Source organism: Sphingopyxis sp. H073 (assembly GCF_001468395.1).
In the GTDB taxonomy this organism is placed as follows: Bacteria; Pseudomonadota; Alphaproteobacteria; order Sphingomonadales; family Sphingomonadaceae; genus Sphingopyxis.
Window position 1 is genome coordinate 473374 of the sequence record NZ_LNSG01000003.1, and the last position, 26145, is coordinate 499518.

The 26145-nt window shown below is 66.4% G+C and carries 29 protein-coding genes and 1 tRNA gene; 11 read left to right on the top strand and 19 right to left on the bottom strand.

The annotated features are described in order from the left end of the window. The gene (locus ATE64_RS07735) at window positions 1-678 is read right to left on the bottom strand and encodes a DUF6445 family protein (RefSeq protein WP_058457549.1); all 678 of its coding nucleotides are present in this window, start codon (window positions 676-678) and stop codon (window positions 1-3) included. A gap of 80 nt (window positions 679-758) precedes the next feature. On the opposite strand from ATE64_RS07735, the gene ATE64_RS07740 reads away from it, so the two are divergent. The 3 genes from ATE64_RS07740 (at window position 759) to ATE64_RS07750 (ending at window position 2696) form a co-directional block, all read left to right on the top strand. Continuing rightward, a complete protein-coding gene (locus ATE64_RS07740) occupies window positions 759-1382 on the top strand; it encodes a TetR family transcriptional regulator (RefSeq protein WP_156416555.1) in 624 nt (207 codons plus the stop codon). A 67-nt stretch (window positions 1383-1449) separates the two neighbouring features. Next, on the top strand, window positions 1450-1905 hold the full coding sequence (locus tag ATE64_RS07745) for a nuclear transport factor 2 family protein (protein ID WP_058457551.1): 456 nt from the start codon (window positions 1450-1452) through the stop codon (window positions 1903-1905). Next, window positions 1902-2696 carry an arylamine N-acetyltransferase gene (locus tag ATE64_RS07750; RefSeq protein ID WP_058457552.1) on the top strand — a complete coding sequence of 265 codons (795 nt, stop codon included), beginning with the start codon at window positions 1902-1904 and terminating at the stop codon, window positions 2694-2696. Before ATE64_RS07745 ends, ATE64_RS07750 begins: the two co-directional genes overlap by 4 nt. 1 nt (window position 2697) lies before the next feature. On the opposite strand, the gene ATE64_RS07755 is transcribed toward ATE64_RS07750, so the two are convergent. Both ATE64_RS07755 and ATE64_RS07760 read right to left on the bottom strand, forming a co-directional pair. Continuing rightward, entirely contained in the window at window positions 2698-3291 is a 594-nt protein-coding gene (locus ATE64_RS07755; RefSeq protein WP_058457553.1) for an SRPBCC domain-containing protein, read from the bottom strand. Further along, window positions 3288-4298 carry a GlxA family transcriptional regulator gene (locus ATE64_RS07760; RefSeq protein ID WP_058457554.1) on the bottom strand — a complete coding sequence of 337 codons (1011 nt, stop codon included), beginning with the start codon at window positions 4296-4298 and terminating at the stop codon, window positions 3288-3290. Before ATE64_RS07760 ends, ATE64_RS07755 begins: the two co-directional genes overlap by 4 nt. Window positions 4299-4437: 139 nt before the next feature. On the opposite strand from ATE64_RS07760, the gene ATE64_RS07765 reads away from it, so the two are divergent. The 4 genes from ATE64_RS07765 to ATE64_RS07780 all read left to right on the top strand — a co-directional run bounded on the left by ATE64_RS07765 (window position 4438) and on the right by ATE64_RS07780 (window position 7903). After that, a complete protein-coding gene (locus ATE64_RS07765; RefSeq protein ID WP_058457555.1) occupies window positions 4438-5265 on the top strand; it encodes an alpha/beta hydrolase in 828 nt (275 codons plus the stop codon). A 59-nt stretch (window positions 5266-5324) separates the two neighbouring features. Then, on the top strand, window positions 5325-5819 hold the full coding sequence (locus ATE64_RS07770) for a hypothetical protein (protein ID WP_058457556.1): 495 nt from the start codon (window positions 5325-5327) through the stop codon (window positions 5817-5819). A gap of 139 nt (window positions 5820-5958) precedes the next feature. Then, window positions 5959-6849, top strand: a complete 891-nt coding sequence (locus tag ATE64_RS07775; protein ID WP_058457557.1) for a carbon-nitrogen hydrolase family protein — start codon at window positions 5959-5961, stop codon at window positions 6847-6849. Window positions 6850-6931: 82 nt separating this feature from the next. Beyond that, a complete protein-coding gene (locus ATE64_RS07780; protein WP_058457558.1) occupies window positions 6932-7903 on the top strand; it encodes a nitronate monooxygenase family protein in 972 nt (323 codons plus the stop codon). Between the two features lie 193 nt (window positions 7904-8096). Here the strand turns inward: ATE64_RS07780 and ATE64_RS07785 are convergent, their stop codons facing one another. The 13 genes from ATE64_RS07785 to ATE64_RS07840 form a co-directional block, all read right to left on the bottom strand. Beyond that, a complete protein-coding gene (locus tag ATE64_RS07785) occupies window positions 8097-8576 on the bottom strand; it encodes an AHH domain-containing protein (RefSeq protein ID WP_058457559.1) in 480 nt (159 codons plus the stop codon). Then, window positions 8573-9409 carry a hypothetical protein gene (locus ATE64_RS07790; RefSeq protein WP_058457560.1) on the bottom strand — a complete coding sequence of 279 codons (837 nt, stop codon included), beginning with the start codon at window positions 9407-9409 and terminating at the stop codon, window positions 8573-8575. Before ATE64_RS07790 ends, ATE64_RS07785 begins: the two co-directional genes overlap by 4 nt. Before the next feature lie 90 nt (window positions 9410-9499). Then, entirely contained in the window at window positions 9500-11461 is a 1962-nt protein-coding gene (locus tag ATE64_RS07795) for a potassium transporter Kup (RefSeq protein ID WP_058457561.1), read from the bottom strand. Window positions 11462-11517: 56 nt separating this feature from the next. Continuing rightward, window positions 11518-12180 (bottom strand): cytochrome c biogenesis factor, encoded by a 663-nt coding sequence (locus tag ATE64_RS07800; RefSeq protein ID WP_058457562.1) that lies wholly within the window; start codon window positions 12178-12180, stop codon window positions 11518-11520. Further along, window positions 12177-12602, bottom strand: coding sequence for a cytochrome c-type biogenesis protein (locus tag ATE64_RS07805; protein WP_197410114.1), 426 nt, complete (start codon window positions 12600-12602; stop codon window positions 12177-12179). The genes ATE64_RS07800 and ATE64_RS07805 overlap by 4 nt, the downstream gene beginning before the upstream one ends. Window positions 12603-12730: 128 nt before the next feature. Then, complete coding sequence (locus tag ATE64_RS07810) at window positions 12731-13261, bottom strand: DsbE family thiol:disulfide interchange protein (RefSeq protein WP_058457563.1); 531 nt, start codon at window positions 13259-13261, stop codon at window positions 12731-12733. After that, window positions 13258-15225, bottom strand: a complete 1968-nt coding sequence (locus tag ATE64_RS07815) for a heme lyase CcmF/NrfE family subunit (protein ID WP_058457564.1) — start codon at window positions 15223-15225, stop codon at window positions 13258-13260. Before ATE64_RS07815 ends, ATE64_RS07810 begins: the two co-directional genes overlap by 4 nt. 112 nt (window positions 15226-15337) lie before the next feature. Beyond that, window positions 15338-15775 carry a cytochrome c maturation protein CcmE gene (gene ccmE / locus ATE64_RS07820; protein ID WP_058457565.1) on the bottom strand — a complete coding sequence of 146 codons (438 nt, stop codon included), beginning with the start codon at window positions 15773-15775 and terminating at the stop codon, window positions 15338-15340. After that, on the bottom strand, window positions 15772-15927 hold the full coding sequence (locus ATE64_RS21980) for a hypothetical protein (RefSeq protein WP_167541752.1): 156 nt from the start codon (window positions 15925-15927) through the stop codon (window positions 15772-15774). Before ATE64_RS21980 ends, ccmE begins: the two co-directional genes overlap by 4 nt. Before the next feature lie 3 nt (window positions 15928-15930). Further along, entirely contained in the window at window positions 15931-16677 is a 747-nt protein-coding gene (gene ccmC, locus ATE64_RS07825) for a heme ABC transporter permease CcmC (RefSeq protein ID WP_058457566.1), read from the bottom strand. Between the two features lie 433 nt (window positions 16678-17110). After that, a complete protein-coding gene (locus tag ATE64_RS07830; protein ID WP_058457567.1) occupies window positions 17111-17464 on the bottom strand; it encodes a YbaN family protein in 354 nt (117 codons plus the stop codon). A 149-nt stretch (window positions 17465-17613) separates the two neighbouring features. Continuing rightward, complete coding sequence (locus ATE64_RS07835) at window positions 17614-18663, bottom strand: Glu/Leu/Phe/Val dehydrogenase dimerization domain-containing protein (protein ID WP_058457568.1); 1050 nt, start codon at window positions 18661-18663, stop codon at window positions 17614-17616. 98 nt (window positions 18664-18761) lie between these two features. Next, a tRNA-His gene (locus ATE64_RS07840) sits at window positions 18762-18838 on the bottom strand. Between the two features lie 102 nt (window positions 18839-18940). On the opposite strand from ATE64_RS07840, the gene ATE64_RS07845 reads away from it, so the two are divergent. After that, the gene (locus ATE64_RS07845; protein WP_231729109.1) at window positions 18941-19621 is read left to right on the top strand and encodes a 2OG-Fe(II) oxygenase; all 681 of its coding nucleotides are present in this window, start codon (window positions 18941-18943) and stop codon (window positions 19619-19621) included. Window positions 19622-19695: 74 nt separating this feature from the next. On the opposite strand, the gene ATE64_RS07850 is transcribed toward ATE64_RS07845, so the two are convergent. Next, window positions 19696-20442 (bottom strand): SIMPL domain-containing protein, encoded by a 747-nt coding sequence (locus tag ATE64_RS07850; protein WP_082657636.1) that lies wholly within the window; start codon window positions 20440-20442, stop codon window positions 19696-19698. A gap of 134 nt (window positions 20443-20576) precedes the next feature. On the opposite strand from ATE64_RS07850, the gene ATE64_RS07855 reads away from it, so the two are divergent. Next, on the top strand, window positions 20577-22355 hold the full coding sequence (locus tag ATE64_RS07855) for an ATP-binding cassette domain-containing protein (RefSeq protein ID WP_058457569.1): 1779 nt from the start codon (window positions 20577-20579) through the stop codon (window positions 22353-22355). A gap of 743 nt (window positions 22356-23098) precedes the next feature. Here ATE64_RS07855 and ATE64_RS21575 read toward each other — a convergent pair. Then, window positions 23099-23650 carry a hypothetical protein gene (locus tag ATE64_RS21575; RefSeq protein WP_156416556.1) on the bottom strand — a complete coding sequence of 184 codons (552 nt, stop codon included), beginning with the start codon at window positions 23648-23650 and terminating at the stop codon, window positions 23099-23101. An 89-nt stretch (window positions 23651-23739) separates the two neighbouring features. Next, a complete protein-coding gene (locus ATE64_RS07860) occupies window positions 23740-24147 on the bottom strand; it encodes a DUF6456 domain-containing protein (protein WP_058457453.1) in 408 nt (135 codons plus the stop codon). Between the two features lie 161 nt (window positions 24148-24308). Between ATE64_RS07860 and ATE64_RS07865 the strand changes: the two genes are divergently transcribed. Both ATE64_RS07865 and ATE64_RS07870 read left to right on the top strand, forming a co-directional pair. Continuing rightward, window positions 24309-24869: a helix-turn-helix transcriptional regulator gene (locus ATE64_RS07865; protein ID WP_058457425.1), complete on the top strand. Its 561-nt coding sequence runs from the start codon at window positions 24309-24311 to the stop codon at window positions 24867-24869. A gap of 106 nt (window positions 24870-24975) precedes the next feature. Next, window positions 24976-26145 carry a glycosyltransferase gene (locus ATE64_RS07870; RefSeq protein WP_058457426.1) on the top strand — a complete coding sequence of 390 codons (1170 nt, stop codon included), beginning with the start codon at window positions 24976-24978 and terminating at the stop codon, window positions 26143-26145.

Genomic DNA, 26145 nt, shown 5'->3' on the forward strand with positions numbered 1-26145 from the left:
TCAGCCGATCGACAGGAAAGCGGTGACCGTCAGCCGCCCGCACCGCGGGTCCGCCGACAGCGCCGCACCGGGCGAAATCGCCCCGCTGTGCAGGTTCCAGCTCGGATAGAGCAGCGCCCGATTATAGGTACCGGGCTCGGTCCGGATGCATTCGAACAGCGGCGTGTCGCCGGCGACATAGGCGGCAGACGGCGGTCCGCCATAGCGCAGCTCGGTGTCGAGGTGGCGAAAGAACAGCTCGCGCCGCGCCTCGGTCACCGTCTCGAACCCGGTGGCACGATGGCGGAAAAAGGCGGTGCCGTCGCCGCCCGCCGGGTCGAGATAGTGGACCAGCGCGATGCGGTCGGCCCCGAAGGCGTCGACGTGCGGCAGGCGCTGCGGCACCGTCAGCGCCCCGGGCGGCGTCGAGACGATCGAAAAGCTCGCGTCGATCACCTCGACCGCGCCGCGCCGCCCAAACGCATCGGCGGCCGCGGCAGCGATGACAGGAAGCGCGGCGGCAAGATAGGTGTCGGGCAAGGCGGCGCGGACGCCGGGATAATGATTATGTGCGGGCTCGAACGCCGCCCCGGCGGCAAAGCCGCACAAGGCGCCGGGATCGGGCGCGAAATCGTCGAGGATCGCGATCGGCTGCGCCTCCGCGCCGATACTCCCGATCCGGACCGTCGTCGCTGTCATGGGCGGACCATAGAGACGGGACGGGACAAGAGCCAGTCGGTGCGGCTTGGCGAATCGAGAGACAGGTGTATCATGGCGAAATGACGATCTCACCCGGACACGACCCGCGCGCCAACCAGAAACAGCGCACCCGCAGCGCGATTGTCGAGGCGGCGATCAAGCTGCTCGGCACCGGCGTCCGCCCGACCGTCCCCGAGGCGGCGGCGGCGGCGAAAGTGTCGCGCGCGACCGCCTACCGCTATTTCCCGACACAGGACGCGCTGCTCGTCGAGGCGGCGGCGCACGGCCCCGCCGACGCGGTCGAGGCGCTGCTCGATCGCGCGCCCGGCGACGACGCCCGCGCGCACCTGCTGAAGCTACAGGCGGGATTCCTCGACATGGCGATCGCCGAGGAAGCGGCGATGCGCGCCGCGCTGCGTGCCTATCTCGACGCCTGGTTCACCGCGCGCGAAAAGGGCGAGACGGCGCGCGACATCCGCGAGGGCCGGCGGATGCGTTGGATCGCGACCGCACTTGCCCCCGAACTCGCGGCGCTGCCGACCGCGCAGGCGCAGCGGCTGCACGCCGCGCTCGCGCTGACGATGGGGATCGAGCCGCTCGTCGTGATGAAGGATGTCTGCCGTGCCGACGATGACGAGGCGCGCGCGACGCTGGCTTGGGCGGCGGAAGCGCTGCTCGCCGCGGCGCTCGATGCGAGAGAGTGAGATATTTATCTTTACATGAGACTATAGTCTCAATATATACGCGCCATCGCCCCAGGAGAATTGTGCCATGAGTCCCACCTCCGCCCTCACCCAAGAGCGTATCGACCAGCTCATCGACGATCATTTCCGCTATGAGGCGACCGACGATGTCGACGCCGTCGTCGCCAGCCTGACCCCCGACGCCGCGCACCACGTCGTTCCCTCGCCCGTCGGCCCGATCCGTGGCCGCGACGCTGCGCGCGCCTTCTACCGCCGTCTGTTCGACGCACTCGCTGGTGAGCAGGTCACGCCGGTGCGCCGCCTCTACGGCCCCGATTTCGTCGTTGACGAGGTGCTGTGGCAGGGGCGCGTGATCGACGGTTCGATCTTCCTCTGCGACGGCCGCACCGGCCGCGTGACCTTCCGGATGCTTCACGTCTTCGAATTCGAGGGCGACCTGATCCGCAGCGAACAGGTCTGGTGCGACCTCGCCGCGATCCAGGCGCAGCTCGGCGTCGGGACGCGCGACAAGGTCGCGGCATGACCGGCGCGACGCCCGACCACCTCGCCGCCTATCTGGCGCGCATCGGCTTCGTGGGCGACGTGCGCCCCGATCTCGAAACGCTGACCGCGCTCCACCGCGCGCATGTCGAGAGCATCGCGTGGGAGTGCATCGACTGCTTCCTCGGCCGCCCGACGACCCGCGATCCGCGCGCCGCGTTCGACAAGATCGTCACCGGCGGCCGCGGCGGGTGGTGTTACGAGATGAACGGGCTGTTCGGCTGGATGCTCGAGGCGATCGGCTTTTCGGTGACGCGCCTCGCGGCGGGGGTGATGCGCGAACAGCTCGGCGACAATGCCATCGGCAACCACCTCCTGCTCATCGTCCATCTCGATCGCGATTATCTCGCCGACGTCGGGCTCGGTTCGGGGCTGGTCGAACCGATCCCCTTTGCCGAGGGCGATTATGTCCAGCGCCATGCGACCTTCGGGCTGCGACCTTTGGCGGACGGCTGGTGGCGCTTTCACAACCAGCCCGATGTGCTGCCGCCCAGCTTCGACTTCTCCCCCGATGTCCGCGACGAGGCGCTGCTGGAGGGGGCGTGCAATTGGCTCCAGTCGGACCCGGGCTCGCCCTTCCGCCAGAATGTCGTGATTCAGCGCTATGGTCCGCACGGTCTCGACTCGCTTGTCGGCCCCGCGCTGATGCGCACAAATGCCGACGGCACCGAACGGCGCGAGCTGGCCCAGCAGGCCGACTATGCCGCCGCACTCCGCGACGGCTTCGGGCTCGATCCGGCCGACGCCGCCGCGATCTGGGCGCGGCTCGGATAGATCAGGGCGCCGGCGTTTCCTCCGCCGGCCGGGCCAGCGACTGGCGCAGCGCGTCGAGCGTCGCCGCATTGCCCCTGGCAAAGAAAGACTGCAGCGCCCGGCCGCCCTCATTGTCCGGATAGCCGGTCGACGTCAGCCGCACGCGCGTTGCATCGCCAACCGGCTCGAGTTCCAGGAAGGAAGTCACCTGCTTGTAATCCTCCCAGTGCGGGAATTCGTCGGGCGCCTTGATCGTGCGGAACACCAGCAATCGCCCCGGGATCGCCGCGACGAACCGCTGCCAGATCGCCCCCGGCCCGCCAGGAAGCTCGTCGGGGTTATAGCTCGTCTCCAATATGTCGCTCTCGCCCTCCGCCCAGCGCGCGAGCGGCGCCGCCCAGCGCTTCCAGCCCTCGGGGGTCGAAACGGCGATCCAGACTGCGGCGGGCGGCGCGGCGACGACCAGCGAATGCGTCATCGTCGCGGTGCCATCGGCCTCGGTCTTCGTGGCGGTCTCGACCGGTTCGGGAGCGGCGGCCACCGTGACCGGCGGCTCCTGCCCCGCAACCGGAGCGGCGGCGAGCAGCAGCGCGGCCAGAGCCAGCGGGCGCATCATGCGACGTCCGCCAGCGGGGTCGGCGCCGAGAAGCGCTGGCGATAATCCTGCGGCGACAGGCCGGTGATACGGTGAAACAGCTTGCGAAAGGCGGCGGCATCCTCATAGCCGACGCTCCACGCGATCTGGTCGACCGTCCGCCGCGTGAACTCCAGCAGCTCGCGCGCCTTGCCGACACGGATATGCTGGACATATTCGACCGGGGTCATGCCGGTGGCCGCCTTGAAGCGGCGCTGGAAAGTCCGCTCCTCCATCCCCGCTTCGCCGGCCATCTCGGCGACCGCGACCGGCCCCGCGCCTTTCGCCTGAAGCCAGTGCTGCACTTTCAAAATCGCCTCGTCGCCATGGGTCAGCTTCGGCGCGAAGCTGGCATAATTCTTCTGCTCGCGCCCCGACGGGTCGATCAGCAGGAAGCGCGCGGTCTCCATCATCACCGACGGGCCGAGCAGTCGCTCGACGATGCGCAGTCCCAGATCGGTCCATGCCATCAGCCCGCCCGCGGTGATGATGTCGCCGTCGTCGACCACCATCCGGTCGGCCTCCATCCGCACGTCGGGAAAGCGGTCCCTGAACGCCTCGGCAAAGAACCAGTGCGTCGTCGCCGGCCGGCCGCTCAGCAGCCCGGTCGCCGCGAGCGCGAACGCCCCGCCGCAGTTCGACGCCAGGACCGTCCCTTGCGCGTGACGGTCGAGCAGCCAGCGCGCATAGGGAGCAACCTCCTCGGCCTCGAGCAGCTTGTGCAGACTTCCCGGCGCGATCAGCACCGCGGGCGAATTGCCGCCCGGCTCATCGGGGTGGCTGTCGAAGCAACGCGCGAAGCCGCCGCCCTCCTGCAATCGCCAGTGGCTGACGCGGATCGGCGGCCGGCCATGATCGACCGCGAAGCGCCCGGCGACATGGAACAGGTCGGTGATCCCATGGACCATGCCGGTCTGGCAGTCGGGGTAGAGCATCATCCCGACCTCGACCAACGCGGGCGGCGCATCGGACACCTTCAATCTGGGCATGGCGGCTCCCCCAATCGATCGTTTGTCGGAATCGGCCCGCATATTGTCGCGTCCGCCAATCCTGCGCAAGCGAAGCCGCGTCTATCTGTCCTTTCACCGGCGGACGACCCGCCCCTCACGAAGCGAAAGGAACCACGACATGACCACGATCACCACCACCGACGGCACGCACATCTTCTACAAGGACTGGGGTCCGAAGGACGGACAGCCGATCATCTTCTCGCACGGCTGGCCGCTCAGCGCCGACGCCTGGGACGCCCAGATGGTGTTCTTCGCCAACCAGGGCTTCCGCACGATCGCCCATGACCGCCGCAGCCATGGCCGCTCGGACCAGGTCTGGGACAACAACAATATGGACCAATATGCCGACGACCTCGCCGAACTGATCGAACAGCTCGATCTGAAAGACGTCATCCTCGTCGGCCACTCGACCGGCGGCGGCGAAGTCACCCGCTACATCGGCCGTCATGGCACGACCCGTGTCGCCAAGATCGCGCTGATCGGCGCCGTCCCCCCGCTGATGCTCAAGACCGAAGCCAATCCGATCGGTCTGCCGCTCGACGTCTTCGACGGCATCCGCAAGGGCACTTTCGACAATCGTCCGCAGTTTTTCAAGGACCTGACGCTCCCCTTCTACGGCTACAACCGCGAAGGCGCCGTGATCAGCGAAGCGGTGCGCGACGACTTCGTTCGCCAGGGCATGAACGGCGGCCTCAAGGGCCTGCTCGACAGCATCCGCGCCTTCTCGGAAAGCGACTTCAACGAAGACCTCAAGAAGTTCGACAAGCCGACGCTTGTCCTCCACGGTGACGACGACCAGATCGTCCCCGTCAACGCCTCGGCCCGTTCGACCGTGAAGATCGTCAAACATGCGGTGCTGAAGATCTACGAAGGCGCCGACCACGGCCTGACCGTCACCCATCAGGACCGGTTCAACGCCGACCTTCTCGACTTCGTCAACGGCTGATACACCGGAGGCGCGGGTTCCCCCAACCGCGCCTCCTCTCTTTCCAAAGGAGACGTGCCATGATCCTCGGTTTGACCATCCCGCAGTTCACCACGCTGCACGTGCTGATCAGTTTCGTCGGCATCATCGCCGGGCTGATCGCCCTCCCCGCCTTCGCCCGCGGCCGCATCCTGCCGCGCACGAACGTCATCTTTCTCTGGTTCACGCTGCTCACCAGCCTGACGGGTTTCCTCTTTCCCTTCGTCGCCTTCACCCCGGCGCTAGGGGTTGGCATCTTCTCGACGCTGATCCTCGCGGTCGCTCTGTGGGCCTGGTACGGCCGCAAGCTCGCCGGTGGCGCCGCATCGGTCTATGCCGTCACCGCGACGATCGGCCTTTGGCTCAACCTGTTCGTGCTCGTCGTCCAGTCGTTCCTGAAGGTGCCCGCGCTCAACGCGCTCGCTCCCAACGGCAATGAACCGCCGTTCGCCGCGGCACAGGGCGCGCTGCTGGTCGTGATGATCGGCCTTGGGTATCTCGCCTTCAAGGCGAGCCGCAAACGCGCGACAGCGTGAATGGAGGGCCGTGTGTCCCCGCGCAGGCGGGGACCCATCTCCCGCCGGTTCGGACTGGCGCCGACTGGAGATGGGCTCCCGCCTTCGCGGGAGCACGGACTATTTCATTTGGCGGGCAACTTGCCCTAGAAGCGCCGCCATGACCGCCTCTAACCACCCCGACAAAGTTCGCGTCGCCGCCGTCCAATACGGCCTCCGCGGAATTTCCGGCCCCGAAGATTTCGAGCGCCAAGTCGAATATTTCGTCCTCTCCGCCGCCGACTATGGCTGCGACTTTATCACCTTCCCCGAACTCTTCCCGATGCAATTGCTTTCGTCGGGCGAGCGCCTTCCAGCCTCCGAAGCGATCGCCACGATCGACGCCCTCACCCCGCGCTTCACGGCCTTCATGACCGACCTCGCGCAGCGCTACCGCATCAACATCGTCGGTGGTTCGCACCCCGTTCGCATCGGCACCGGCGCGACGCGCAATCGCTGCCATATCTTCCTCCGCGACGGCAGCGCCCACTACCGTGACAAGCTCCACCCCACGCCGTCCGAGCGCGAGGCATGGGGCATCGAAGGCGGCACCGCGCGCGACGCCGACGTGATCGAAACCGACTGCGGACCCGTCGGCGTCATGATCTGCTACGACAGCGAGTTTCCCGAACTACCCCGCCGCCTGATCGACCGGGGCGCCGAAATCCTCTTCGTCCCCTATTGCACCGACGACCGCCGCGGGCACCTCCGCGTCCGCTATTGCTGCGCCGCGCGGGCGGTCGAGAACCAATGCTATGTCGTCACCGCAGGCGTCACCGGCAATCTGCCCGACGTTTTCAACATGGACATCCACCACGCCGAAAGCGCGATCCTGACCCCGTCGGACATGCCCTTCGCCCGCGACGGCATCGCCGCCGAGGTCACGCCGAACAGCGAAGGCATGGCGATCGCCGACCTCTCGCTTGCCGACCTCAGGCAAGCACGCGCCAACGGGGCGGTCCGCAACCTCGCCGACCGCCGCCTCGACCTCTATCGCGTTGACTGGAACTGAAGACGACGCCAGCGCATCCCTCTTGCGCGACTTTCCCTTTACGTTAAGGTAAGTTTCAAACAGCAACCGGAGAGTGTGATTCATGAGCCTTCCCCCGATCTTCGACCGCCTGCGCCTGCCTGTCATCGGCTCGCCGCTGTTCATCGTGTCGGGACCCGAACTCGTCGTCGCCCAGTGCAAGGCGGGCGTCGTCGGAAGCTTCCCCGCGCTCAACGCGCGCCCTCAGTCGCTGCTCGACGAATGGCTCCACCAGATCACCGAGGAACTTGGCGCATGGGACCGCGACAACCCCGATCGCCTCTCGGCGCCCTATGCGGTCAACCAGATCGTCCACAAATCGAACGACCGGCTCGAACAGGATATCGCGACCTGCGCCAAGTGGAAGGTGCCGATCACGATCACGTCGCTCGGCGCGCGGGAGGAACTCAATCAGGCAGTCCACAGCTGGGGCGGCATCACGCTGCATGACGTCATCGACGACCGCTTCGCGCGCAAGGCCGTCGAAAAGGGCGCCGACGGCCTGATCCCCGTCGCCGCGGGCGCGGGCGGCCACGCCGGCCGCCAGTCGCCTTTCGCGCTGGTGCAGGAAATCCGCGAATGGTTCGACGGTCCGATTGCGCTGTCGGGGGCGATCGGCCACGGCCGCTCGATCCTCGCCGCGCAGGCGTGCGGTGCCGACCTAGCCTATATCGGCAGCGCCTTCATCGCCACCGCCGAAGCCAACGCCGATCCGGGCTACAAAAACGGCATCGTCGAGGGCCGCGCGGCCGACATTGTCTATTCGAACCTCTTTACCGGCGTCCACGGCAATTATCTTCGCCAGTCGATCGTCGCTGCAGGCATGGACCCCGACAACCTGCCCGAGGGCGACCTCAAGACGATGAACTTCGGTTCGGGTGGCAACACCAAGGCGAAGGCATGGAAGGACATCTGGGGTTCGGGACAGGGTATCGGTTCGGTCTCGGCGGTGCGCCCGGTCGCTGAATTCGTCGCCGAACTCGAGGCGCAATACCTCGCCGCCCGCCGCGAACTCGAAGCGAAGGTGCGCCTTTGAGCCCCGCCGCCGATCTGTCGGCGATGACGGCCTAGGGGTGGGGAGCTGCCGTTCTCTATTTCCGTTCGTGTCGAGCGAAGTCGAGACACCCGGCAGCCTTGCGCCTAGCCCGAGGGGCATCTCGACTTCGCTCGATGCGAACGGATTAGGTTGGGCGTCACGTCCACTTCCGGTCGAAACCAGCCATTCCACCCTACGCGCCAAACAGCTTGTCGATCGCCTCGTCCAGATAGGGCCGGTTGGCGAACAGCCGCATCGGATCGCGGCGGTTGAGCCAGAAGCCGCCGCCGTGCCGGTCGGTCAGCGCGCGCCGTATCGTGTCCTGCAACAGGCCGAGACGCATGATCGCCGTGCGCCGCGCCAGGGCGAGATCGGCCCCAGCCTGTCCCGTGAAATGCACCCTTATCTGTTCGACGCGCGCCACCAGCACGTCGCTATAGCCATGATGCGGCCCGCGGTGCAGCGCATGACCCGACCATAAGGCTGTGCGCTCGCAAGCGGGCAGCATCAGCCCGTTTCGTTCGAACCGGTTGAGAGCGAAGCCCTGCGAATGGAGCGCGTCGAACATCGCCGCCATCTGCTCCCGGCCCTGCAACGCGAGGGGGATCAGGTGATGGCGCTGAAAGCCGGGAAGCGGCGGCGGAGCGCCCTGCCAGCGCCGTGATGCCGTCAAAAGCTGCTGCCGAATTCCACCATAACCGTCGCGCCGCCGTCTTTGCGGCCGCGCCCCGGCGACAACGACACCCATTCGCCGGGATTGAGCCCACGCATCCGCCGCGCATCGGCGACCGGGCCATGAAGCATGATGTCGAGCGCCAGCCGCGAAAGCCGCTTGACCATTTCGGCGACCGTCCACCCGGCCGGCATCCGGCCTTCCAGTTCCTGGCCCCCGAACAGGGCCAGCCCGCGCGTCCGCACGGCCGCCCCCACGCCGCTATCGGCGAGGCGAAAGGCGATCAGGTGCAGCACCGGCGGCATACCGCTCGCCAGCATTTCGGTCACGGCTGCACGAAATTGCTCTGCCTCCGACCACAGGCGCGCCGGCGACCAGAAATAATGGCTCGCGTCGAGAAGGTCGATCAACAGCACCTGCATCTTGAAGATTTCGCGCAGCCGTGTCGACTGGGTGCGATCGTCGGCAATGCGCGGCTCTTCGAAAAACACCCACGCCTGCCCGGCATCATTCCAATCCGGCGGCAAGGACGCAGCGAGTCGGCTCGTCGCGGGATGATCCGGATCGGCGCATTCGATAGCGGCTGCAGACGCTTGCCCGGCGAGCAGCGCGACCTCGCCAAAGCGCAGCCGTAATAGCCGCCCGTCAATCAGCGCGCCGGCGTTATCCGCCCGCTCGACCCGCTCGGGCCGGAGCCCCATCCGCCGGAAAGCGGCTTCGACTTCGTCCGGGGCGGCGCCGGCAAGCGCCCTTCCGACAACCAGCGCAAAGGGTTCCGGACAGGCCGGACGGGTCGATTGATCGCTGAGCCCCGACTGCATGATGCTGGTCACCCCCTACGGGTTCACCCTTGCATCGCAAGGCTTGCCAAAATGTTCAAATGCTTATTCGAACATTGCAGCAAGTTAACCGCGCCGATCCGGTCAGATCGCGACCTGGCTTCCCAGTTCGACCACCCGGTTGGTCGGCAGGCGGAAATATTCCATCGCGCTTTCCGAATTGCGCAGCATCCATGCGAACAGTTTTTCGCGCCAGATCGGCATTCCCGGCTTGCTCGCCGCGATCAGCGTCTGGCGCGACAGGAAAAAGCTCGTCTCCAGCATCTTGAACTCGCCGCCGCAGCCCGTCGTGCGCTTGAGCGCCTCGGGCACGTCGACCGGCTGCATGAAGCCGTAATTCAGCACCAGCCTATGGAACCCCTGCCCCAGCGCCTCGAGCTGGCACAGCTTCGATTCGGGGACGAAAGGCACATCGGCGATCTTGATCGTCAGCAGGATGATCCGCTCGTGCAACACCTTGTTGTGCTTGAGGTTGTGGAGCAGCGCATGAGGCACCCCGTCCGAGGAGGAGGTCATGAACACCGCCGTCCCTGGGACGCGCGTCGCGCTGTTCGCGGCGGATTTGACGAAGACCGGAATCGGCATCGCCCCCTCGGCCATTTCCTGCTGCATCAGCTTGCGTCCGCGCGACCATGTCGTCAGCAACGTGAAGATCGTCAGGCCGATCGCCAGCGGCACCCAGCCGCCATCGGGCACCTTGATCAGGTTCGCGCCGAAATAGGCGATATCGACGATGAAGAAGACCGCCAGCACCGGCAGCGCCTTCCACGCCGGCCAGCGCCACAGCACGAACAGCACGACGCTCATCAGGCAGGTGTCGATGAACATCGCGCCGGTCACCGCGATGCCATAGGCGGCGGCGAGGTTGCTCGACGATCCGAAGAACAGCACGAGCAGGATGACCATCACCATCAGCCCCCAGTTGACGATCGGGATATAGATCTGCCCCTGCGCCGACGCGCTGGTGTGGTCGACGCGGAGGCGCGGCATGAAACCCAGCTGGATCGCCTGCTGCGTCAGCGAGAAGGCGCCCGATATCACCGCCTGGCTCGCGATGATCGTCGCGAGCAGCGCCAGGACCACCACCGGCACGCGCCACGCCTCGGGCATCATCAGGAAGAAGGGGTCCTGGATCAGCTGCGCGGTCGGCGCGACCTCGGCCGCGAGCACCATCGCGCCCTGCCCCATATAGTTGAGCATCAGCGCCGGCAGCACGAAGCACAGCCAGCTGAGCCCGATCGGCGCGCGTCCGAAATGCCCCATGTCAGCGTACAGCGCTTCCGCCCCCGTCACCGCGAGCACCACCGCGCCCAGCGCGATGAATGCCGTGAAGCCGTCGTAATAGAAAAAGCGCAGCGCGTTGATCGGATTGAGCGTGTGCATGATGATCGACGGGTGGTCGAGGATATGCATGATCCCCAGCACCGCCAGCATCGTGAAATAGAGCAGCATGATCGGCCCGAACAGCGCCCCGACCTTCGCCGTCCCGCGCGACTGGATCGCGAACAGCCCGATCAGGATCGCCAGCGCGATCGGCACGATATAGGGCTCGAACCCGCGGCTCACATATTGCAGACCCTCGGTCGCCGACAGCACCGACATCGCCGGGGTGATCATGCTGTCGCCATAGAAGAGCGCGGTCGCGAACACGCCCAGCAGCACGATCGGCCACGTCCAGCGCTTGCCTTCCGATTGGCGGCTGATCAGCGCGAGCAGCGCCAGGCTGCCCCCTTCGCCCTTGTTGTCGGCGCGCATGATCGTCAGCACATATTTGAACGTCACGACCAGCATCATCGACCAGAAGACGAGGCTCAGCACGCCATAGATATGGAGCTGGTCGGCCTCGATAGAATGGTGGCCGGCAAAGGTCTCGCGAAACGCGTACAGCGGGCTCGTCCCGATGTCGCCGAACACCACGCCGACCGCGCCGACGGCAAGCTTCAGCTTGCTATCGCTATGATGTCCGTGGCCGTAATGGACCGTTTCGGCGGCAGCAGTCGAGGCGGATACCGCCCCGGTTGCTGCCTGTTGCGACTCAGCAGTCATTGCGCGCCTTTAGACGAGCTTGCCCGATGATAATAGGTTCCAAATCGGAACGCACCTCAGCGGGCGGCCGATGCCGCAGCGGGCGTTTCGGGCGGCAGCGCCGGCCCCATCGCCTCGCGCAGTTGTGCAAGTCGCATCTCGAGATCCGGCCGCCACGGCGCCCCTTCGGGCGAGCGCGCAAGGAGGCCGCTCCACACCGCCTCGGCGCCTTTCAGGTCGCCGCTCTGCGCCATCGCGAGCCCGGCGAAGAAGGGCGGCGCCGGATGGCTCGGATCACGCTTCGCCGCCTCGTCGAACGCCAGCGCCGCCGCGGGCGACATCACCCCGCCGCCATGCGCGACGAGCGCATTGCCGAGCCCGACCCACAGGTCGACATTGTCGGGATATTTCTGCAGCCCCTTTTCGAGCGCCTGCGCCGCGAGCGCGGTCTTGCCCGTCCGCATGAAGCCGTCGGACATGCCGATCCACTGCGCCGCGGGGCCGAAGCGGTCGGCCATCCCCTGCTGACGGTCGGTGATCGCCTCGCCGAAACCATCGGGCTCGGCCGCCTTCGCGACCGGATGGCCGGGCAGCGACGGGCTCCCCTGCAAGGCATAGCCCGCGAGCCCCAGCATCACCGCCGCCCCCGCGAGCGGCCGCGACGCGGCGGGCAGCTTGCCGAGCCAGAAGATGCCGCCGACGGTCGCCAGCGCGGCGAGCAGGATCCAGAGCCAGATCATATCTCGCTCTCCCCGTCGCCATCGCTCCGCCGGAACCGCCCGAAGGCGAGCCAGCCGCCGAGCGCAAGAAACAATAGAGGCCCGAACCAGAGCAGCGCGGTCGCCGCATCGAGCGGCGGGTCATAGGTCACCCAATTGCCATAGCGCGCGACAAGCCACTTGCGGATCGCATCGGGGCTCTCGCCCGCCGCGATCTTCGTGCGCACCTCGTGCCGCATGTCGCCCGCGAGCGGCGCATCGCTGTCGGCAATCGACTGCCCTTGACAGACAAGGCAGCGCAGCGTCTCCATCAACGCCTTCGCCTTCGCCTCCTGCGCCGGATCGCGGAGCTGCTGATAGGCATAGGGTGCCGGTGGCAGCCGGTCCTGGGCGGTAGCAGACGCCCCGGCAAAACACGCAAGCACCGCGAGGAAAAAAGCCATCGCGCCCCTGCGAAGGCAGGGGCCCATCACCGGGAGGCGCGTCATCAGGCCACGGGCTGCGCCAAACCGCGAGAGCACAAGATGGGCCCCTGCCTGCGCAGGGGCGCGGAGGTCTTGCGCCGCCCCCCTCACTTCATCGCCTCCAGCTTGGCGATGATCTCGGGCACCTGCTCCTGCAGGATCACGCCCTGGATCTGCTCGCGGATGATCCCCTTGCCGTCGATCAGGAAGGTTTCGGGCACGCCCGACGAGCCGAGCGCGATCTGGACGCTGCTCTGCTGGTCCGACCCGATCCGGTCGAACGGATTGCCGTTTTCGCGCAGGAAGGCCGCGACATCGTCGGGCCGGTCGCGGATCGCGATGCCGTCGATCGGCACGCCCGCCGCCTTCAGCGCCTCAAGCTGCGGCGCCTCGGCACGGCACGGGATGCACCAGCTCGCGAACACATTGACCAGCCGCGGCTTGCCGTCGGCGAGCTGGCTGCTCTTCAGCCCCTCGACCCCCGCCGTCGCGGGCGGCAGGTCGAACAGCGGCATCGGTTTGTTGATCCACTGCGACTGGATCAGCGTCTCGGCGGGCACCGTCAGGCGATAGACGAAGGCGCCGAACAGCAGCCCCATGATCGCCAGCGGCACGAACAGGACCCAGCGGCTCCTCATGCGAAGCGCTCCTGTGCTTTGCGCGCCCGCCGCGCACGCCAGATTTCGAGCAATTGCGCGCGGCCGAGCAGCGACAGCGTGGCGCCAACCGCGATCAGCGCGCCACCGAGCCATATCCACCAAACCAGCGGCTTCCACCACAGACGCAGCTGATAGCGGTCGGCCGTCCCGTCCGCGCTCGTCACCGCCTGGCCGAGCACGACATAGAGCTGCCCGCCCGGCCGCGTCAGCAGCGCGGCCTCGTTGGTTTCGGTCGGCGGAGTGCCCATCAGCCCCGGGAACATGCGCGCCTCGGGATGCAGGGTGAACGACGCACCCGACGGGATTGTTGCGATCAGCGTCCCGCGGATCGCGGTATAATTCGGCCCGGCGATCGGCGATACGCCCGCGAACTTCACGCTGAAATCGTCGACCTTCACCGTCTCGCCCGGTGCCGCGGCGACCAGCCGTTCCTTGATGAAGGCGCTCTCGGCCGCCATGCCCGCCAGCGCGACCGCCACCCCGAAATGCGCAATCACCATGCCCCATGTCGGCAGCGGGGTGCGACGCAGGTTGCGCTTCCACAGCGGCGCGAGGCTCGCCACTGCGACAACACCCGCGACCGTCATGCCGAGCAGCGGCAGCACGCCGACGTCGCCCCCAAATAACACCAGTCCGAACAGCACGACCGCGCCCGCGAAGATGGCGACCGGAAGCCGCGTCCACAATTTCCTGCCATCGTCCTTGCGCCAGCTCAGCAGCGGCCCCGCGACCATGACGAGGCAGAGGATCAGCGCCAGCGGCCCCGCGACCTTGTTGTAATAAGGGGGCCCGACCGAGATCTTTTCCCCCATCGCCTCGGCAACGATCGGATAGAGCGTGCCGAGCAGGACGAGCGCGAGGATCGTCGTCAGCAGCAGATTGTTGATCACCAGCGAGCCTTCGCGGCTCATCAGCGCGAACTTCTTGCCCTCGGCGACTGCCCCCGCGCGCAGCGCGAACAGCGTCAGCGCGCCGCCGATATAGAGCGCCATGAGGACGAGCAGGAAGGTCCCGCGCTCGGGATCGACAGCAAAGCTGTGGACGCTCGTCAGCAGGCCCGACCGCACGATGAAGGTGCCGACCATCGACATCGAGAAGGCGATCACCGCCAGCATCACCGTCCACGCGCGCAGCGCATTGCGCGTTGCAGTCACCGCGACCGAGTGGAGCAGCGCGGTCCCCGCGAGCCACGGGATCAGCGAGACATTCTCGACCGGGTCCCAGAACCACCAACCGCCCCAGCCGAGCTCATAATAGGCCCAATAGCTGCCGGCGGTGATGCCGAGCGTCAGGAAGATCCAGCTGCCCAGAACCCACGGCCGCATCGCGCGCGCGAACGCCGGTCCGATTTCGCGCGTGATCAGCGCGCCGACCGCAAAGCTGAAAGCCACCGAAATCCCGACATAGCCGACGTAGAGCGTCGGCGGGTGGAAGGCGAGACCGGGGTCCTGCAACAGCGGATTGAGCCCCTGCCCGTCGGGCGGCGCCACCGGCAACCGCTTGAACGGGTTCGACGAGAACAGGAGGAAAGCGAAGAAACCGAGGCTCAACGCCGCCTGCGCCGCGAGCGTCGCGATCAGCGTGTCGTTGCGCAGCCGCTTCTCGAAAATCGCAACCAGCGCGCCCGAGACGCCGAGGATCGTCAGCCACAACAGCATCGACCCTTCGTGATTGCCCCACGCCCCCGCGACCTTGAACAGCATCGGCTTCAGGCTGTGGCTGTTGCGCGCGACGAGCTCGACCGACATGTCCGATCGCACAAAAAGGGCGATCAGCAAGGCAAAGGCGGCCGCGGTGAGCAGCCCCTGCGCGACGCTCGCCGGCCGCACGAGTGCGGCGAGGTCGTCCTTGCCCGTCCGGACGAAGGCGATCCCCGCGACCAGCGACAGGCAAGCAAGCGCCGCCGCGATCCAGAGCAGAGCGAGGCCGAGTTCGGCGATCATCTATTTGTCGCCGAATGACAGGCCGTCGCCCCCGCGAAGGCGGGGGCCGCTGGCAGCCTTGCGCAATGCTGATAGCGGCCCCCGCCTTCGCGGGGGCGACGGAAAAAGCTAATCATACCTTGGGCGCCACCTTCATATTCTTCGGCATGTCGCCCATCTGCGGCGGCATGTAGCGCTCGTCATGCTTGGCGAGGATACGGTCGGCGACGAAGACCCCGTCGGCGCGCATCCGGCCGTCGGCGACCATCCCCGAATTTTCGGCAAAAAGGTCGGGGACGATGCCCTTGAACTGCACGGGGATCGAGGCCTTGCCGTCGGTCGCGACGAAATCGATCGTCAGCCCGTCGGCCTGCCGCTTGATGCTCCCCGCGGCGACCATGCCGCCCAGCCGCATCGGCTCGCCGACGGTCGTCTTGCCGGCGACGACTTCGGCGGGAGTCCGGAAATAGGCGGCTTCGTCGCGTAGCGCACTCGCCGCGAGCACACCCGCACCCGCGACACCGCACAGCGCGACCGCGGCCAGAATCAATCGCTGATGCTTCGCCTTCATTTGCGGTCCTTGCGAAGCGCGTCGCTGCGCTTCTCGGCTTTCGCCATCGCGCGCCAGCTCGTCCACAGCACGCCGCCCGTCAGCAGCGCGGTCAGGATATAGGCGGCCGCCACATAGGCCCACTGCCCGCCCCCGCTGATCACCCCCGTCATGCCTCAATGTCCCTCGTCGTCGGCGAGCCGCCGCAGCCGCGCCGCAACGCGGTTGTCGGCGATGATCCGCCGCATCCGCATCAGCACGATGGCGCCGAATAGCAGCGAAAAGCCGACCAGGGTCAAGCCTAAAGGCCAGAGCAGCGTCCGGTCGATGCTCGATCCACCCAGCGTGATGCTCGGCCCCTGATGCAGGCTGTTCCACCACACGACGCTGCGGTTGATGATCGGAATGTTGACCGCGCCGACCAGCGCATAGACCGCCGCGCCGCGCGACAGCGAGCCGCCTTGCCGTTGGCCCCCCGCTCCGTTGGCGTCGCCGTTCGTCAGCGCGATAAATCCCGCATAGAGAAAGAGGAGGACGAGCATCGAGGTCATCCGGCCGTCCCATTCCCACCAGGTGCCCCACGTCGGCTTGCCCCAGATCGATCCGGTGGCCAGGCACAGCGCGGTGAACAGCATCCCCGGCACCGCGATCGCGCGCGCCGCGATTCCCGACAACGGATGGCGCCAGACGAGCTGCACCAGCCCCGCCACCGCAAGGCTCGTCCAGCCGCCCATGCCGAGCCACGCGGAGGGCACATGAACATAGAGAATGCGCGCGGTCTCGCCCTGCTTCGCCTCGCCCGGCACCATCGTCAGGCCCGCGAACGCTCCGCCCAGCACGAACAGCAGCCCGACGCCGAGCAGCCACGGGGTCAGCGGCTTGGCGATCGCGAGGAAGCGGGTGGGGTTGGCGTAAGCGTGCATCGGTCTCGCGTCGTCTTTAGGTGAGGCCGATTTGTCGGTCCAGTGAATTGCCCCGGCGCGACCCGGCGGGGCTGATTTCGCCCGTAGCGAGCCGGAGGTCAAGCCTCGCCCCATGCTCCCTGCCGTGGCAAGCCGCGACCCAAACGGCTGCGACCGTTGATCCTCCCTGTGGCGCAGCCATGGGGAGGTGGCAGCCCGGAGGGCTGACGGAGGGGCGGAGCGCGTAGCGCTCGGGCTGACGGAGGGGCGGAGCGCGTAGCGCTCGGGCTGACGGAGGGGCGGAGCGCGTAGCGCTCGGGCTGACGGAGGGGCGGAGCGCGTAGCGCTCGCTGACGCTCGCGGCCCCTCCACCACCGCTTCGCGATGGTCCCCCTCCCCATCGCTTCGCGACAGGGAGGATTTCTCTTCTTCGTGCAACGCTCGCCTCGGAGGATCACCCCTCTGGCCGCGTCCAGATCCAGCTCCCCGTTACCGCCGCCGCAATCACCGGTAGCATGACCCACGGCCAGGGCGACAGGATCGCCGCCAGCACGATACTCGCGGCGAACGCGACAGTCGCCGCAACCTTGCCTTTGCGGCTGATCGCGCCCTTCTCGCGCCAGGCGACGATATGATGTCCGAAATGCGGATGGTTCAGCAGCCACGACTCGAGCCGCGGCGACGAATTGGCGAAGCAGAAGGCCGCAAGGATGACGAACGGCACCGTCGGCAGTAGCGGCAGAAACGCACCGATCGCACCGAGTCCCAGCGAAGCCCAGCCTGCGACCAGATAGAAGTGCCGTTTCATCGTAGGCTGGCTTAGCGGAAATCGCCGACAACAAAACCCCTCCCGCTTGCGGGAGGGGCAGCGAGACTTGCAAGCTTGCTTGCTAGGGTCAGGACCCTAGTCGCAGCGGGGAGGGCTCGGTGCGCCCACCTTCCGACTGTCGAACAGGATCACCCCCGCCCGATCAGTTTCTGCGCCATCCGGTCGGCAACCACCGACGCAGGCGTGCCGCTCGCCTTGCTCTCGGCCCATATCTCGGCGAGCCGGCCGGGGATCAGGTGGATGCGGCTCTCGACTTCCTCGCGGCTGCCCTGCCCCAGATATTCCAGCGCGACGTTGATGATGCCGCCCGCGTTGATCACATAGTCGGGGGCATAGACGATGCCGCGATCGTGAACGCGCTGGCCGTCGGCCGCAGTCGCCAGCTGGTTGTTCGCGCCGCCCGCGATGATCGGCACGCGCAGCTTCTCGATGCTGCGCTCGGTCAGGATCGCGCCAAGCGCATTGGGGCTCAGCACGTCGGCCTCGACCTCCATGATCGCCGCCGAATCGGCGAGCTCGGCGCCCAGCTCTTCGGCCAGCGCCTTGGCGCGCGCCAGATTGACGTCGGCGAGGGTCAGCTTCGCGCCCTCGGCCGCCAGCCGCCGCGCGACCCCGCCGCCGACGCTGCCGACGCCCTGTATCGCGACGCGCACGCCCGCCGCGCTGTCGGTGCCGAGGCCTTCGCGAATCGCCGCCTTGATCCCCAGATAGACGCCGAGCGCGGTGAACGGCCCCGGATCGCCGCCGGCCTCGCCGCTCGCGACGGGCAGCCCGCTGACATGCTTCGTCTGCTTAGCGATCTCGACCATGTCGGCGTCGGTGATCCCGACATCCTCGGCGGTCACATAGGCGCCGCCGAGCGAATCGACCGCGCGGCCGAATGCGGCGAGCAGTTCGGGCGTCTTGGCGCCATTTTCGTCGGCCAGGATCACGCCCTTGCCGCCGCCCATCGGCAGGCCCGCCATCGCATTCTTGTAGCTCATGCCGCGCGACAGGCGCAGCGCATCGGTGATCGCCGCCGCGCGCTGCGGATAATGCCAGTAGCGCACCCCGCCCGCGCCGGGGCCGAGGTGCGTCGAATGGACCGCGATAACCGCCGTCAGCCCGCTCGCCCGATCGCGGAACATGTGGACATGCTCATGATCGTCGAAATCGGCGAAATCCCAGACAGCAGACATGCGCGACTCCTCGCGTTAGAAAATTACGTTAGGGCGTAATAATCCGTCATGGGGCAAGTGTCACCCCAAATCCCGCATATGCGCAATGATGGTGAAAATGGGGCGACCAACGGGGCTCGAACCCGCGACCTCCGGTACCACAAACCGGCGCTCTAACCAACTGAGCTATGGTCGCCACACGCCCGGCGAAACCGCCTGCGACAGCGCGCGGCGATAGGCGCGCACCCCTTGTTCGTCAAGCATTGTTCGCATGGCCCCGCCCCACTAAAAGCGCGCCATGGCTGGCAACGATCATGTCGACATGGCGACCTCGGGCGCCGACCGCACCGCGGACCGGCTCTCCGCCGTCCCCGGCATCCGCCGCGCGCCTTCGCCGAAACTGCAGCAGTTCATGCTGACGCGCTTTCTCGATGCCGACACATGCGCCGCGCTGATGGCCCTGATCGACGGCGACGCGCGCCCCTCGACGATCGCCGATCCGAACGGCGACGAAGCCTTCCGCACCAGCTCGACCTGCGATCTCGACCACCGCAATCCGATTGTCGTCGCGGTGAACAACCGACTCCACGATCTCACCGGCATCCCGCTCGAATATGGCGAGCCGCTGCAGGGACAACGTTACGACGTCGGCGAGGAGTTCAAGGCGCACACCGACTATTTCGATCCCGGCGGCGCCGACTGGGAAACCTATTGCGCGATACCCGGCCAGCGGAGCTGGACATTGATGATCTACCTCAACGAGCCGCCCGCAGGCGGCGCAACGCGCTTCCTTGCGACCGGAAAGATGCACCAGCCCGAAACCGGCAAGCTGCTCGCCTGGAACAATGTCCGCCCCGACGGCACCCCCAACCCCGACACACTCCACCATGGGATGAAGGTGCGCAAAGGCCGCAAATATATCATCACCAAATGGTTCCGCGAGCGCCCCTGGCCGTGGGCGGAGGGGGAACTGGGCTGAGTGAACCCCGGCGAAAGCCGGGGCCCATTGGCAGCGGCCTTTATCTTTGCTCCAGCTTTCGCCGGGGCACCAGATTACCGAACCAACCGATACTGAAAGCTGAGCGTCAGCGTATTGGCGACCTGCCCCGGCTCGACCGGCGTCGCCTTGCCCGCCGCGTCCATCGCCTGCAGGCGCACCATCGGCATCGGCGGCTGCGGCCCGCCGAAGCTGCCTTCGCTGATCGAGACCAGCTCGGCGCCGCGATAGCCCGCAAGCCGCGCATAGTCCGCCGCCTTGGCCTCGGCCGCCTTGATCGCGCTGCCGCGCGCGCCAACGAGCTGCGCGTCGGGATCCTTCATCGCGAACCACGGGCCGTCGACATTGGTGCCGCCCGCCGCGACCAGCGCATCGAGCAGCGGCCCGATGTCGTCGATCCTGGGCGTCGTCGCGCGCACGCTGTTCGACACCTGATAGCCGATGAAGCGCGGCGGCTGGCCGTTGCCGTTGTTGCTGTAATCATATTGCGGCGACAGGTTGATGCCGCTCGTCTGGATGTCCTCGGCCTTGATCCCCTTCGCCTTGGCGGCGGCGATCAGCTTGTCCATCGCGGCGGCATTGAGGCGCATCGCTTCGACCGCGGTCGGCGCGGTCGTCGTCACCCCGGCGCCAACGGTCGCCTGATCGGGGCGCGAGCGCACTTCCTCGCTCACGCTGAAGGACAGAATCGGACCCTGCGTCGTAGCTGTCGTCACCGTCGAACCTCCTTGCTGCGCGATGGCCGGCGTCGCGGCCGCCAGCACCAGGCCCGCAGCCATAGCGGTGAGCATTTGCTTCGTCATTTCATTCTCCTGTGAACCGGTGTTCCGGCCTTGTGTGATCCCGCCCCTCCAACGCTGACGGAGCGGGTGCGTTCCGGCCTTTGCTCTGTCGGCGCTTGCATGATGCTGAACGCGCCAGTAGCGAGCCGTTCATCATGGCTGCCCCCATTCTCTCTTACGAAGGCGTCGGTCTGGTTCAGGGCTCAGGCTGGCTGTTCCAGGATCTCGACATCTATATCGGCGAACGCGACCGGCTCGCGCTGATCGGCCGCAACGGCGCAGGCAAGACGACCTTGCTCAAACTGCTCGCGGGCCGCATCGAACCCGACAAGGGCAAACGCACGATCGTCCCCGGCACGCATGTCGTGCTGCTCGAGCAAGAGCCCGACTTCCGCGGTTTCGCGACGCTGATGGACTATGCCATCGCCGGCCCGGACGCCCCGCCCGAGCATGAGGTCGCGGCCATTGCCGACCAGCTCGGCATCGACATGGGACGCGAGGCCGCGAGTGCCTCGGGCGGTGAACGCCGCCGCGCCGCGATTGCCCGCGCGCTCGCGCAAAATCCCGACGTGCTGCTGCTCGACGAGCCGACGAACCACCTCGACCTCGCGGCGATCGACTGGCTCGAATCGTGGCTCGCGCGCTATAGCGGTGCCTTCGTCGCGATCAGCCACGACCGGACCTTTCTGACCCGCCTGACACGCCAGACCTTGTGGCTCGACCGCGGCAGTATCCGCCGCAAGGAAATCGGCTTCGGCGGCTTCGACGCATGGATGGAGGCGGTGTTCGCCGAGGAAGCGCGCGCCGCCGAAAAGCTCGACGCAAAGCTCCGGCTCGAGGCGCATTGGCTCGAACGCGGCGTCACCGCGCGCCGCAAGCGCAACCAGGGCCGCCTCGAAAAGCTGCACGAAATGCGCGCGACCCGCGCTGCGATGATCGGCGGCCCCGGCGTCGCCAAGCTCGGCCTAGCCAACGACGACGTCCGCTCGAAATCGGTGATCACCGCCGACTATATCACCAAGCGCTTCGGCGACCGCACGATCATCAGGGACTTCACCTTCCGCGTTCAGCGCGGCGACCGCATCGGCATCGTCGGCGCGAACGGTGCGGGCAAGTCGACCTTGCTCAAACTGCTCACCGGCGAAATCCAGCCCGACGAGGGTAGCGTCACCCTCGCGCCGACGCTCGACGGCATCGTCATCGACCAGCAGCGCAGCCTGCTCGCCCCCGACAAGACCGTTCGCGACATTCTCGCCGACGGCGGCGACTGGATCGAGGTGCGCGGCGTCAAGAAGCATGTGCAGGGCTATCTCAAGGACTTCCTGTTCGAGCCCGGGGTCGCCAATGCCAGCGTCGGCGCGCTTTCGGGCGGCGAACGCTCGCGGCTCTTGCTGGCGCGCGAATTCGCCCGCGAATCGAACCTGCTCGTTCTCGACGAGCCGACGAACGACCTCGACCTCGAAACGCTCGACCTGTTGCAAGAGGTTATCGCGGATTACGAAGGCACCGTCCTCCTCGTCAGCCACGACCGCGACTTCCTCGACCGCACCGTGACCGTGACGCTCGGCCTCGACGGATCGGGCAAGGTCGACATCGTCGCCGGCGGCTACGCCGACTGGGAAGCGAAGCGCGTGAAGCCCGCCGCCGCGAAGGCCAAGGCCGCGCCCAGCGAAACCACGCCTCCCCCGCCGCAGGCGCGCAAGAAGCTGAGCTACAAGGACCAGCGCGACTACGACCTGCTCCCCGCCCGGATCGAGGAGATCGAGAAGGAAATGGCGGCCATCGAAACCGAGCTCTCCGACGGCAGCCTGTTCGCGCGCGACAGCGCGCGCTTCAATGTGCTGACGGCAAAGCTCGACAAGCTGCGCGATGACAAAGCGGCAGCCGAGGATCGCTGGCTGGCACTGGCGGAAGAGGTCGAAGCGCTGGGCTAGCGTCCGCTTTGGGGTGGAAAGCAGACGTTGCCCACTAGCGTAAGTTAGCGAGCATTCCTCCGCACGGCGCCGCCTTATCTGAAATTCCAGAGCGCTGAGTGATTACCACTGTTTTGTTGCCAATCTGGACTTGGGCCGGCAGCTTCGTCTGGTCTGCTTCCATAAACTCAACAACAAGCTCAGTCGGTGACGACCACCTCAGATTAACCCCCCAACTGCACTCGCTTCGCGTGGCCCCATATAGCGCACCGGCAGCAACAGTGTCGTCTGTTTCTGCGCGCGATGGCCGCAGTTTAATTTCGTATCCAAACGCAGTCGTTGCGCCACCATTCGTCTCGAACAGAATGGCGCGGGTCGTTCCGTCAGGTGAGGTAACTGACGCGACCTCATCGCTGCTGGGCTGGCCTATACAGCTGCAGAGCAGAAAAACTGTTGGAAGCAGAATGATGGGGCGCATCAGGTAAACTTGCCACGGAGCGTTTATGTCCGCAATCGGTCGATAGCGGTCATGTAAAGGCGTCGGCGTCTGACCGACCGAAATGGGGTGGGGAGCGGTCGTATCAACAACGTCGCCCCCGCGCAGGCGGGGGCCGCTAGCCGCCTATTCCTGCGCGGCCGCGTAAACCGACAGCGGCCCCCGCCTGCGCGGGGGCGACGGCTTATTTCGGTCGTTTCCTGCCATTCCGTTCAGATTGGCGATGAACGGCGACGCTGGGGTGGGAAGCGGACGCATTGCTTGCCCATCAGCCCGACGATTTTGATTGATCGCAAGGCATCGAAATCCCTTTAGGCGACACCAAAACGGCGGCGCCTTCGTTGCGATCTGTTATAGCTCCAAATATTATCTTTGTAATACCTATGTCTTTAGAGTAAAAAAACTCGTCTTTGCGAGTCTCATTCACGTATCCACAGGAAAAATTGACTATTTGTGATTCTTTATATAATCCACTGTCATTGGATTTACACTTTAAATTATTTCCTTCCCAATTTCCAATTGGTGGCCATTTTTTAGGGATCACAACAAAATCAGATATCTCATATCCACTTTCGGTTAATGATCCATCCTTTGAAATGGGTTCATCATCGTCAGATCCCCCTGGGCTCGAAATGCCTAGCTCAACGTGACGGCCACGCTCAGAGAAAGAAAATAAAATTGATGATCCATCGCTTGCTATGTATTTTGCTCTGTAGTTTCCAGTAACGCAGGATGCTTTTTCAAAATCACTCAAATAACAGGATGAAATAATAAGTGATGCAGTGAAGGATGTCGCGATTCTCAACCATTTGACGGCCATGATTGGTTTCCCTCCACACACTCTCTCCCGTCGCCATATTAACCTTAAGGCGAACGTCCGCAATCGATCGATAGCGGACCTCGCCCCCTTCACTCCGTCCCGTAAAACCGCGCCAGCCGGTCGAGCGCCAGCCCCAGTACCAGCTTCCCCGACCGCGTGGGCCAGCCCAGCGCCTTCTCCGCCCCTCCGATCCCCTCTCCAGCACACACAACGCGCCAGCAGATATCGGCAAGCCCCGGCCCGACATGGTCGATCGCCGCATGAAAGCGCCGGTGCGCGTCGATCCGTGCCAGCGACGCATCCGAAGCCCGCGCTCCGCCACGCCCCTTTGCCGGCGGCGCCGCGTCCCACCGCATCGTCACCCGCGCCGCCAGCCCCGCGCGCTCGTAATCGGCGCGCAGCCGCTCGCCCGCGTGCAATTGCCCCGGCGTCAGCATCCCGCGCGCTGCCAGCCAGGCGATCGGGCTCTCGGCCACATTGACCGTGACATGCCGCATCACCTGCGGCCCCGCCTTGTCCGGATCGATCCGGTCGTCGGGATGGATGCGCGTTTCGAGGCGGCGTGCAGTCATGCGATTCTCCTGCCTTGCACGACCGGCTTGACATTGGATTATTTTGTAGGAAAGAAGAAACCGATTTGGTTATTCGGGGATAGGCAATGATCAACAGCATCCGCGCCGTGCGTCGTGCCAAGGGGCTGACGCTTGAAGAAGTCGGGCAGCGCTGCGATCCGCCGACGACCGCGCAGACGATCGGCCGCCTCGAAACCGGCACGCGAACGCTGTCATTGGGCTGGATGAACCGCATCGCCAAGGCGCTGGGGGTCGAAGCCGCCGAGCTCGTCCAATTGCCGCAGGATACGCAGCTCACCATTACCGCGCACCTCGGCGCCGACGGTGCCCAGGCGCCGACGCGGGTCGAACAGGCGCTCACCGCGCGTCCGGGCGAGGATATGGTCGCCGTGCGCGTGACCTCGTCGATCGGCGATTATCGCGCGGGCGACGAAATCTGGTGCCGCCGGATCGAGGGAGACTGGACGACTGCCCTCAACCGCGACATCCTCGTTCCCCGCCCGGCCGGCCGCTTCTTCTTCGCGCGCCTGCTCAACGTCGACGGCGAAAAGCTCCACCTGCTCCCGCTCGGCACCGGTCAGCGCCAGCAGGTCGTGAGCAACCCGCCATGGGCGGCGATCGCGGTTAGATTGATCCGGACGTTGTGATCCTGAAGCCCGTCATTGCGAGCAAAGCGAAGCAATCCAGAGCGGTTTACGCGCAGTCTGGATTGCTTCGCTTCGCTCGCAATGACGAAGAGGTGGATGGGCGAGTATGACTTCCCCTCTTCGCGTCCTGTCGATCGCCACCCTCTTCCCTGACGCTGCGCGGCCGAACTTCGGCCTGTTCGTTGAAAGAAGCCTGCGCGCGCTCGCCGCGCAGCCCTGCATCGACCTGACCGTCATCGCACCCGTCGGACTCCCGCCCTTCCCGCTTTCGCTGCACGAGCGCTACCGTGCTCTCCGCGCATTGCCGCACGCCGAGCAATGGAACGGCCTCACCGTCCATCGCCCACGCTTTACGCTGATCCCGCGGTATGGCGCCCGCTTCAATCCGGCGCGGGTCGCACGAGCCGTCCTGTCGGCCGTCCGAGGCCAGTCGTTCGACGTCGTCGATGCGCAATTCTTCTATCCCGACGGTCCGGCCGCGATGCGCGTTGCCGACGCGCTGGGCGTGCCCTTCTCGGCAAAGGCACGCGGCGCCGACATCAGTCATTTCGGCCACGACCCGGCGACCTCGCCGCAGCTTCTCGCGGCCGCGGACAAGGCCTCCGGCCTTCTCGCCGTATCGGACTCGATGCGCCGCGAGATGGCGGCCATCGGCATCGACCCCGGCAAGATCGCAGTTCACTACACGGGTATCGACGGCGCGCGGTTCCATCCGGCGGACCGCGCCGCCGCGCGCGCCGCATTGGGCATGGACGACGCGCCCGCGCTCGCCACGGTCGGCGCACTCATCGCTCGCAAGGGGCAGGCGCTCGTCATCGAGGCGCTGCCTTCGCTGCCCGGCGTCCATTACTGGCTGGCGGGTGCAGGCGAGGAGGAAAGCCGCTACCGCGCACTCGCCCAGCGGCTGGGCGTCTCAGACCGCGTTCATCTGATGGGTCCGGTCGCCAACGCCGACCTGCCGATGCTCTATAGCGCCGCCGACATCGTCGTCATGCCATCGGCGAGCGAAGGGCTGGCCAATGCGTGGGTAGAGGCGCTCGCCTGCGGCACCCCCATCGTCATCAGCAACGCGGGCGGCGGCGCCGAACTCGTCACCGCTCCCGTTGCCGGGCGCATCGTCGACCGCACCCCACAAGCGATTGCCGACGCGGTCCGCGCGCTGCTCGCCGCGCCGCCATCACCGGCGGAGGTCGCCGCCACGCTGGGCGGCCGCTTCGACTGGGACCGCAACGGCCGCGAGCTGGCGGAGCATCTCCGCCGCTGCGCCGGCCGTTAG

Coding starts and splice junctions, on each gene's coding strand:
- ATE64_RS07810 (WP_058457563.1), bottom strand. CDS start 13,261: ATGAGGAGCCGCTGGGTCCTGTTCGTGCCGCTGGCGATCATGGGGCTG.
- ATE64_RS07780 (WP_058457558.1), top strand. CDS start 6,932: ATGAGCCTTCCCCCGATCTTCGACCGCCTGCGCCTGCCTGTCATCGGC.
- ATE64_RS07855 (WP_058457569.1), top strand. CDS start 20,577: ATGGCTGCCCCCATTCTCTCTTACGAAGGCGTCGGTCTGGTTCAGGGC.
- ATE64_RS07870 (WP_058457426.1), top strand. CDS start 24,976: ATGACTTCCCCTCTTCGCGTCCTGTCGATCGCCACCCTCTTCCCTGAC.
- ATE64_RS21980 (WP_167541752.1), bottom strand. CDS start 15,927: ATGACGGGGGTGATCAGCGGGGGCGGGCAGTGGGCCTATGTGGCGGCC.
- ATE64_RS07800 (WP_058457562.1), bottom strand. CDS start 12,180: ATGATCTGGCTCTGGATCCTGCTCGCCGCGCTGGCGACCGTCGGCGGC.
- ATE64_RS07815 (WP_058457564.1), bottom strand. CDS start 15,225: ATGATCGCCGAACTCGGCCTCGCTCTGCTCTGGATCGCGGCGGCGCTT.
- ccmE (WP_058457565.1), bottom strand. CDS start 15,775: ATGAAGGCGAAGCATCAGCGATTGATTCTGGCCGCGGTCGCGCTGTGC.
- ATE64_RS07755 (WP_058457553.1), bottom strand. CDS start 3,291: ATGATGCGCCCGCTGGCTCTGGCCGCGCTGCTGCTCGCCGCCGCTCCG.
- ATE64_RS07770 (WP_058457556.1), top strand. CDS start 5,325: ATGATCCTCGGTTTGACCATCCCGCAGTTCACCACGCTGCACGTGCTG.
- ATE64_RS07860 (WP_058457453.1), bottom strand. CDS start 24,147: ATGCGGCATGTCACGGTCAATGTGGCCGAGAGCCCGATCGCCTGGCTG.
- ATE64_RS07795 (WP_058457561.1), bottom strand. CDS start 11,461: ATGACTGCTGAGTCGCAACAGGCAGCAACCGGGGCGGTATCCGCCTCG.
- ATE64_RS07830 (WP_058457567.1), bottom strand. CDS start 17,464: ATGAAACGGCACTTCTATCTGGTCGCAGGCTGGGCTTCGCTGGGACTC.
- ccmC (WP_058457566.1), bottom strand. CDS start 16,677: ATGCACGCTTACGCCAACCCCACCCGCTTCCTCGCGATCGCCAAGCCG.
- ATE64_RS07835 (WP_058457568.1), bottom strand. CDS start 18,663: ATGTCTGCTGTCTGGGATTTCGCCGATTTCGACGATCATGAGCATGTC.
- ATE64_RS07775 (WP_058457557.1), top strand. CDS start 5,959: ATGACCGCCTCTAACCACCCCGACAAAGTTCGCGTCGCCGCCGTCCAA.
- ATE64_RS07865 (WP_058457425.1), top strand. CDS start 24,309: ATGATCAACAGCATCCGCGCCGTGCGTCGTGCCAAGGGGCTGACGCTT.
- ATE64_RS07735 (WP_058457549.1), bottom strand. CDS start 678: ATGACAGCGACGACGGTCCGGATCGGGAGTATCGGCGCGGAGGCGCAG.
- ATE64_RS07765 (WP_058457555.1), top strand. CDS start 4,438: ATGACCACGATCACCACCACCGACGGCACGCACATCTTCTACAAGGAC.
- ATE64_RS21575 (WP_156416556.1), bottom strand. CDS start 23,650: ATGGCCGTCAAATGGTTGAGAATCGCGACATCCTTCACTGCATCACTT.
- ATE64_RS07740 (WP_156416555.1), top strand. CDS start 759: ATGACGATCTCACCCGGACACGACCCGCGCGCCAACCAGAAACAGCGC.
- ATE64_RS07745 (WP_058457551.1), top strand. CDS start 1,450: ATGAGTCCCACCTCCGCCCTCACCCAAGAGCGTATCGACCAGCTCATC.
- ATE64_RS07850 (WP_082657636.1), bottom strand. CDS start 20,442: ATGACGAAGCAAATGCTCACCGCTATGGCTGCGGGCCTGGTGCTGGCG.
- ATE64_RS07845 (WP_231729109.1), top strand. CDS start 18,941: ATGGCTGGCAACGATCATGTCGACATGGCGACCTCGGGCGCCGACCGC.
- ATE64_RS07805 (WP_197410114.1), bottom strand. CDS start 12,602: ATGGCTTTTTTCCTCGCGGTGCTTGCGTGTTTTGCCGGGGCGTCTGCT.
- ATE64_RS07750 (WP_058457552.1), top strand. CDS start 1,902: ATGACCGGCGCGACGCCCGACCACCTCGCCGCCTATCTGGCGCGCATC.
- ATE64_RS07760 (WP_058457554.1), bottom strand. CDS start 4,298: ATGCCCAGATTGAAGGTGTCCGATGCGCCGCCCGCGTTGGTCGAGGTC.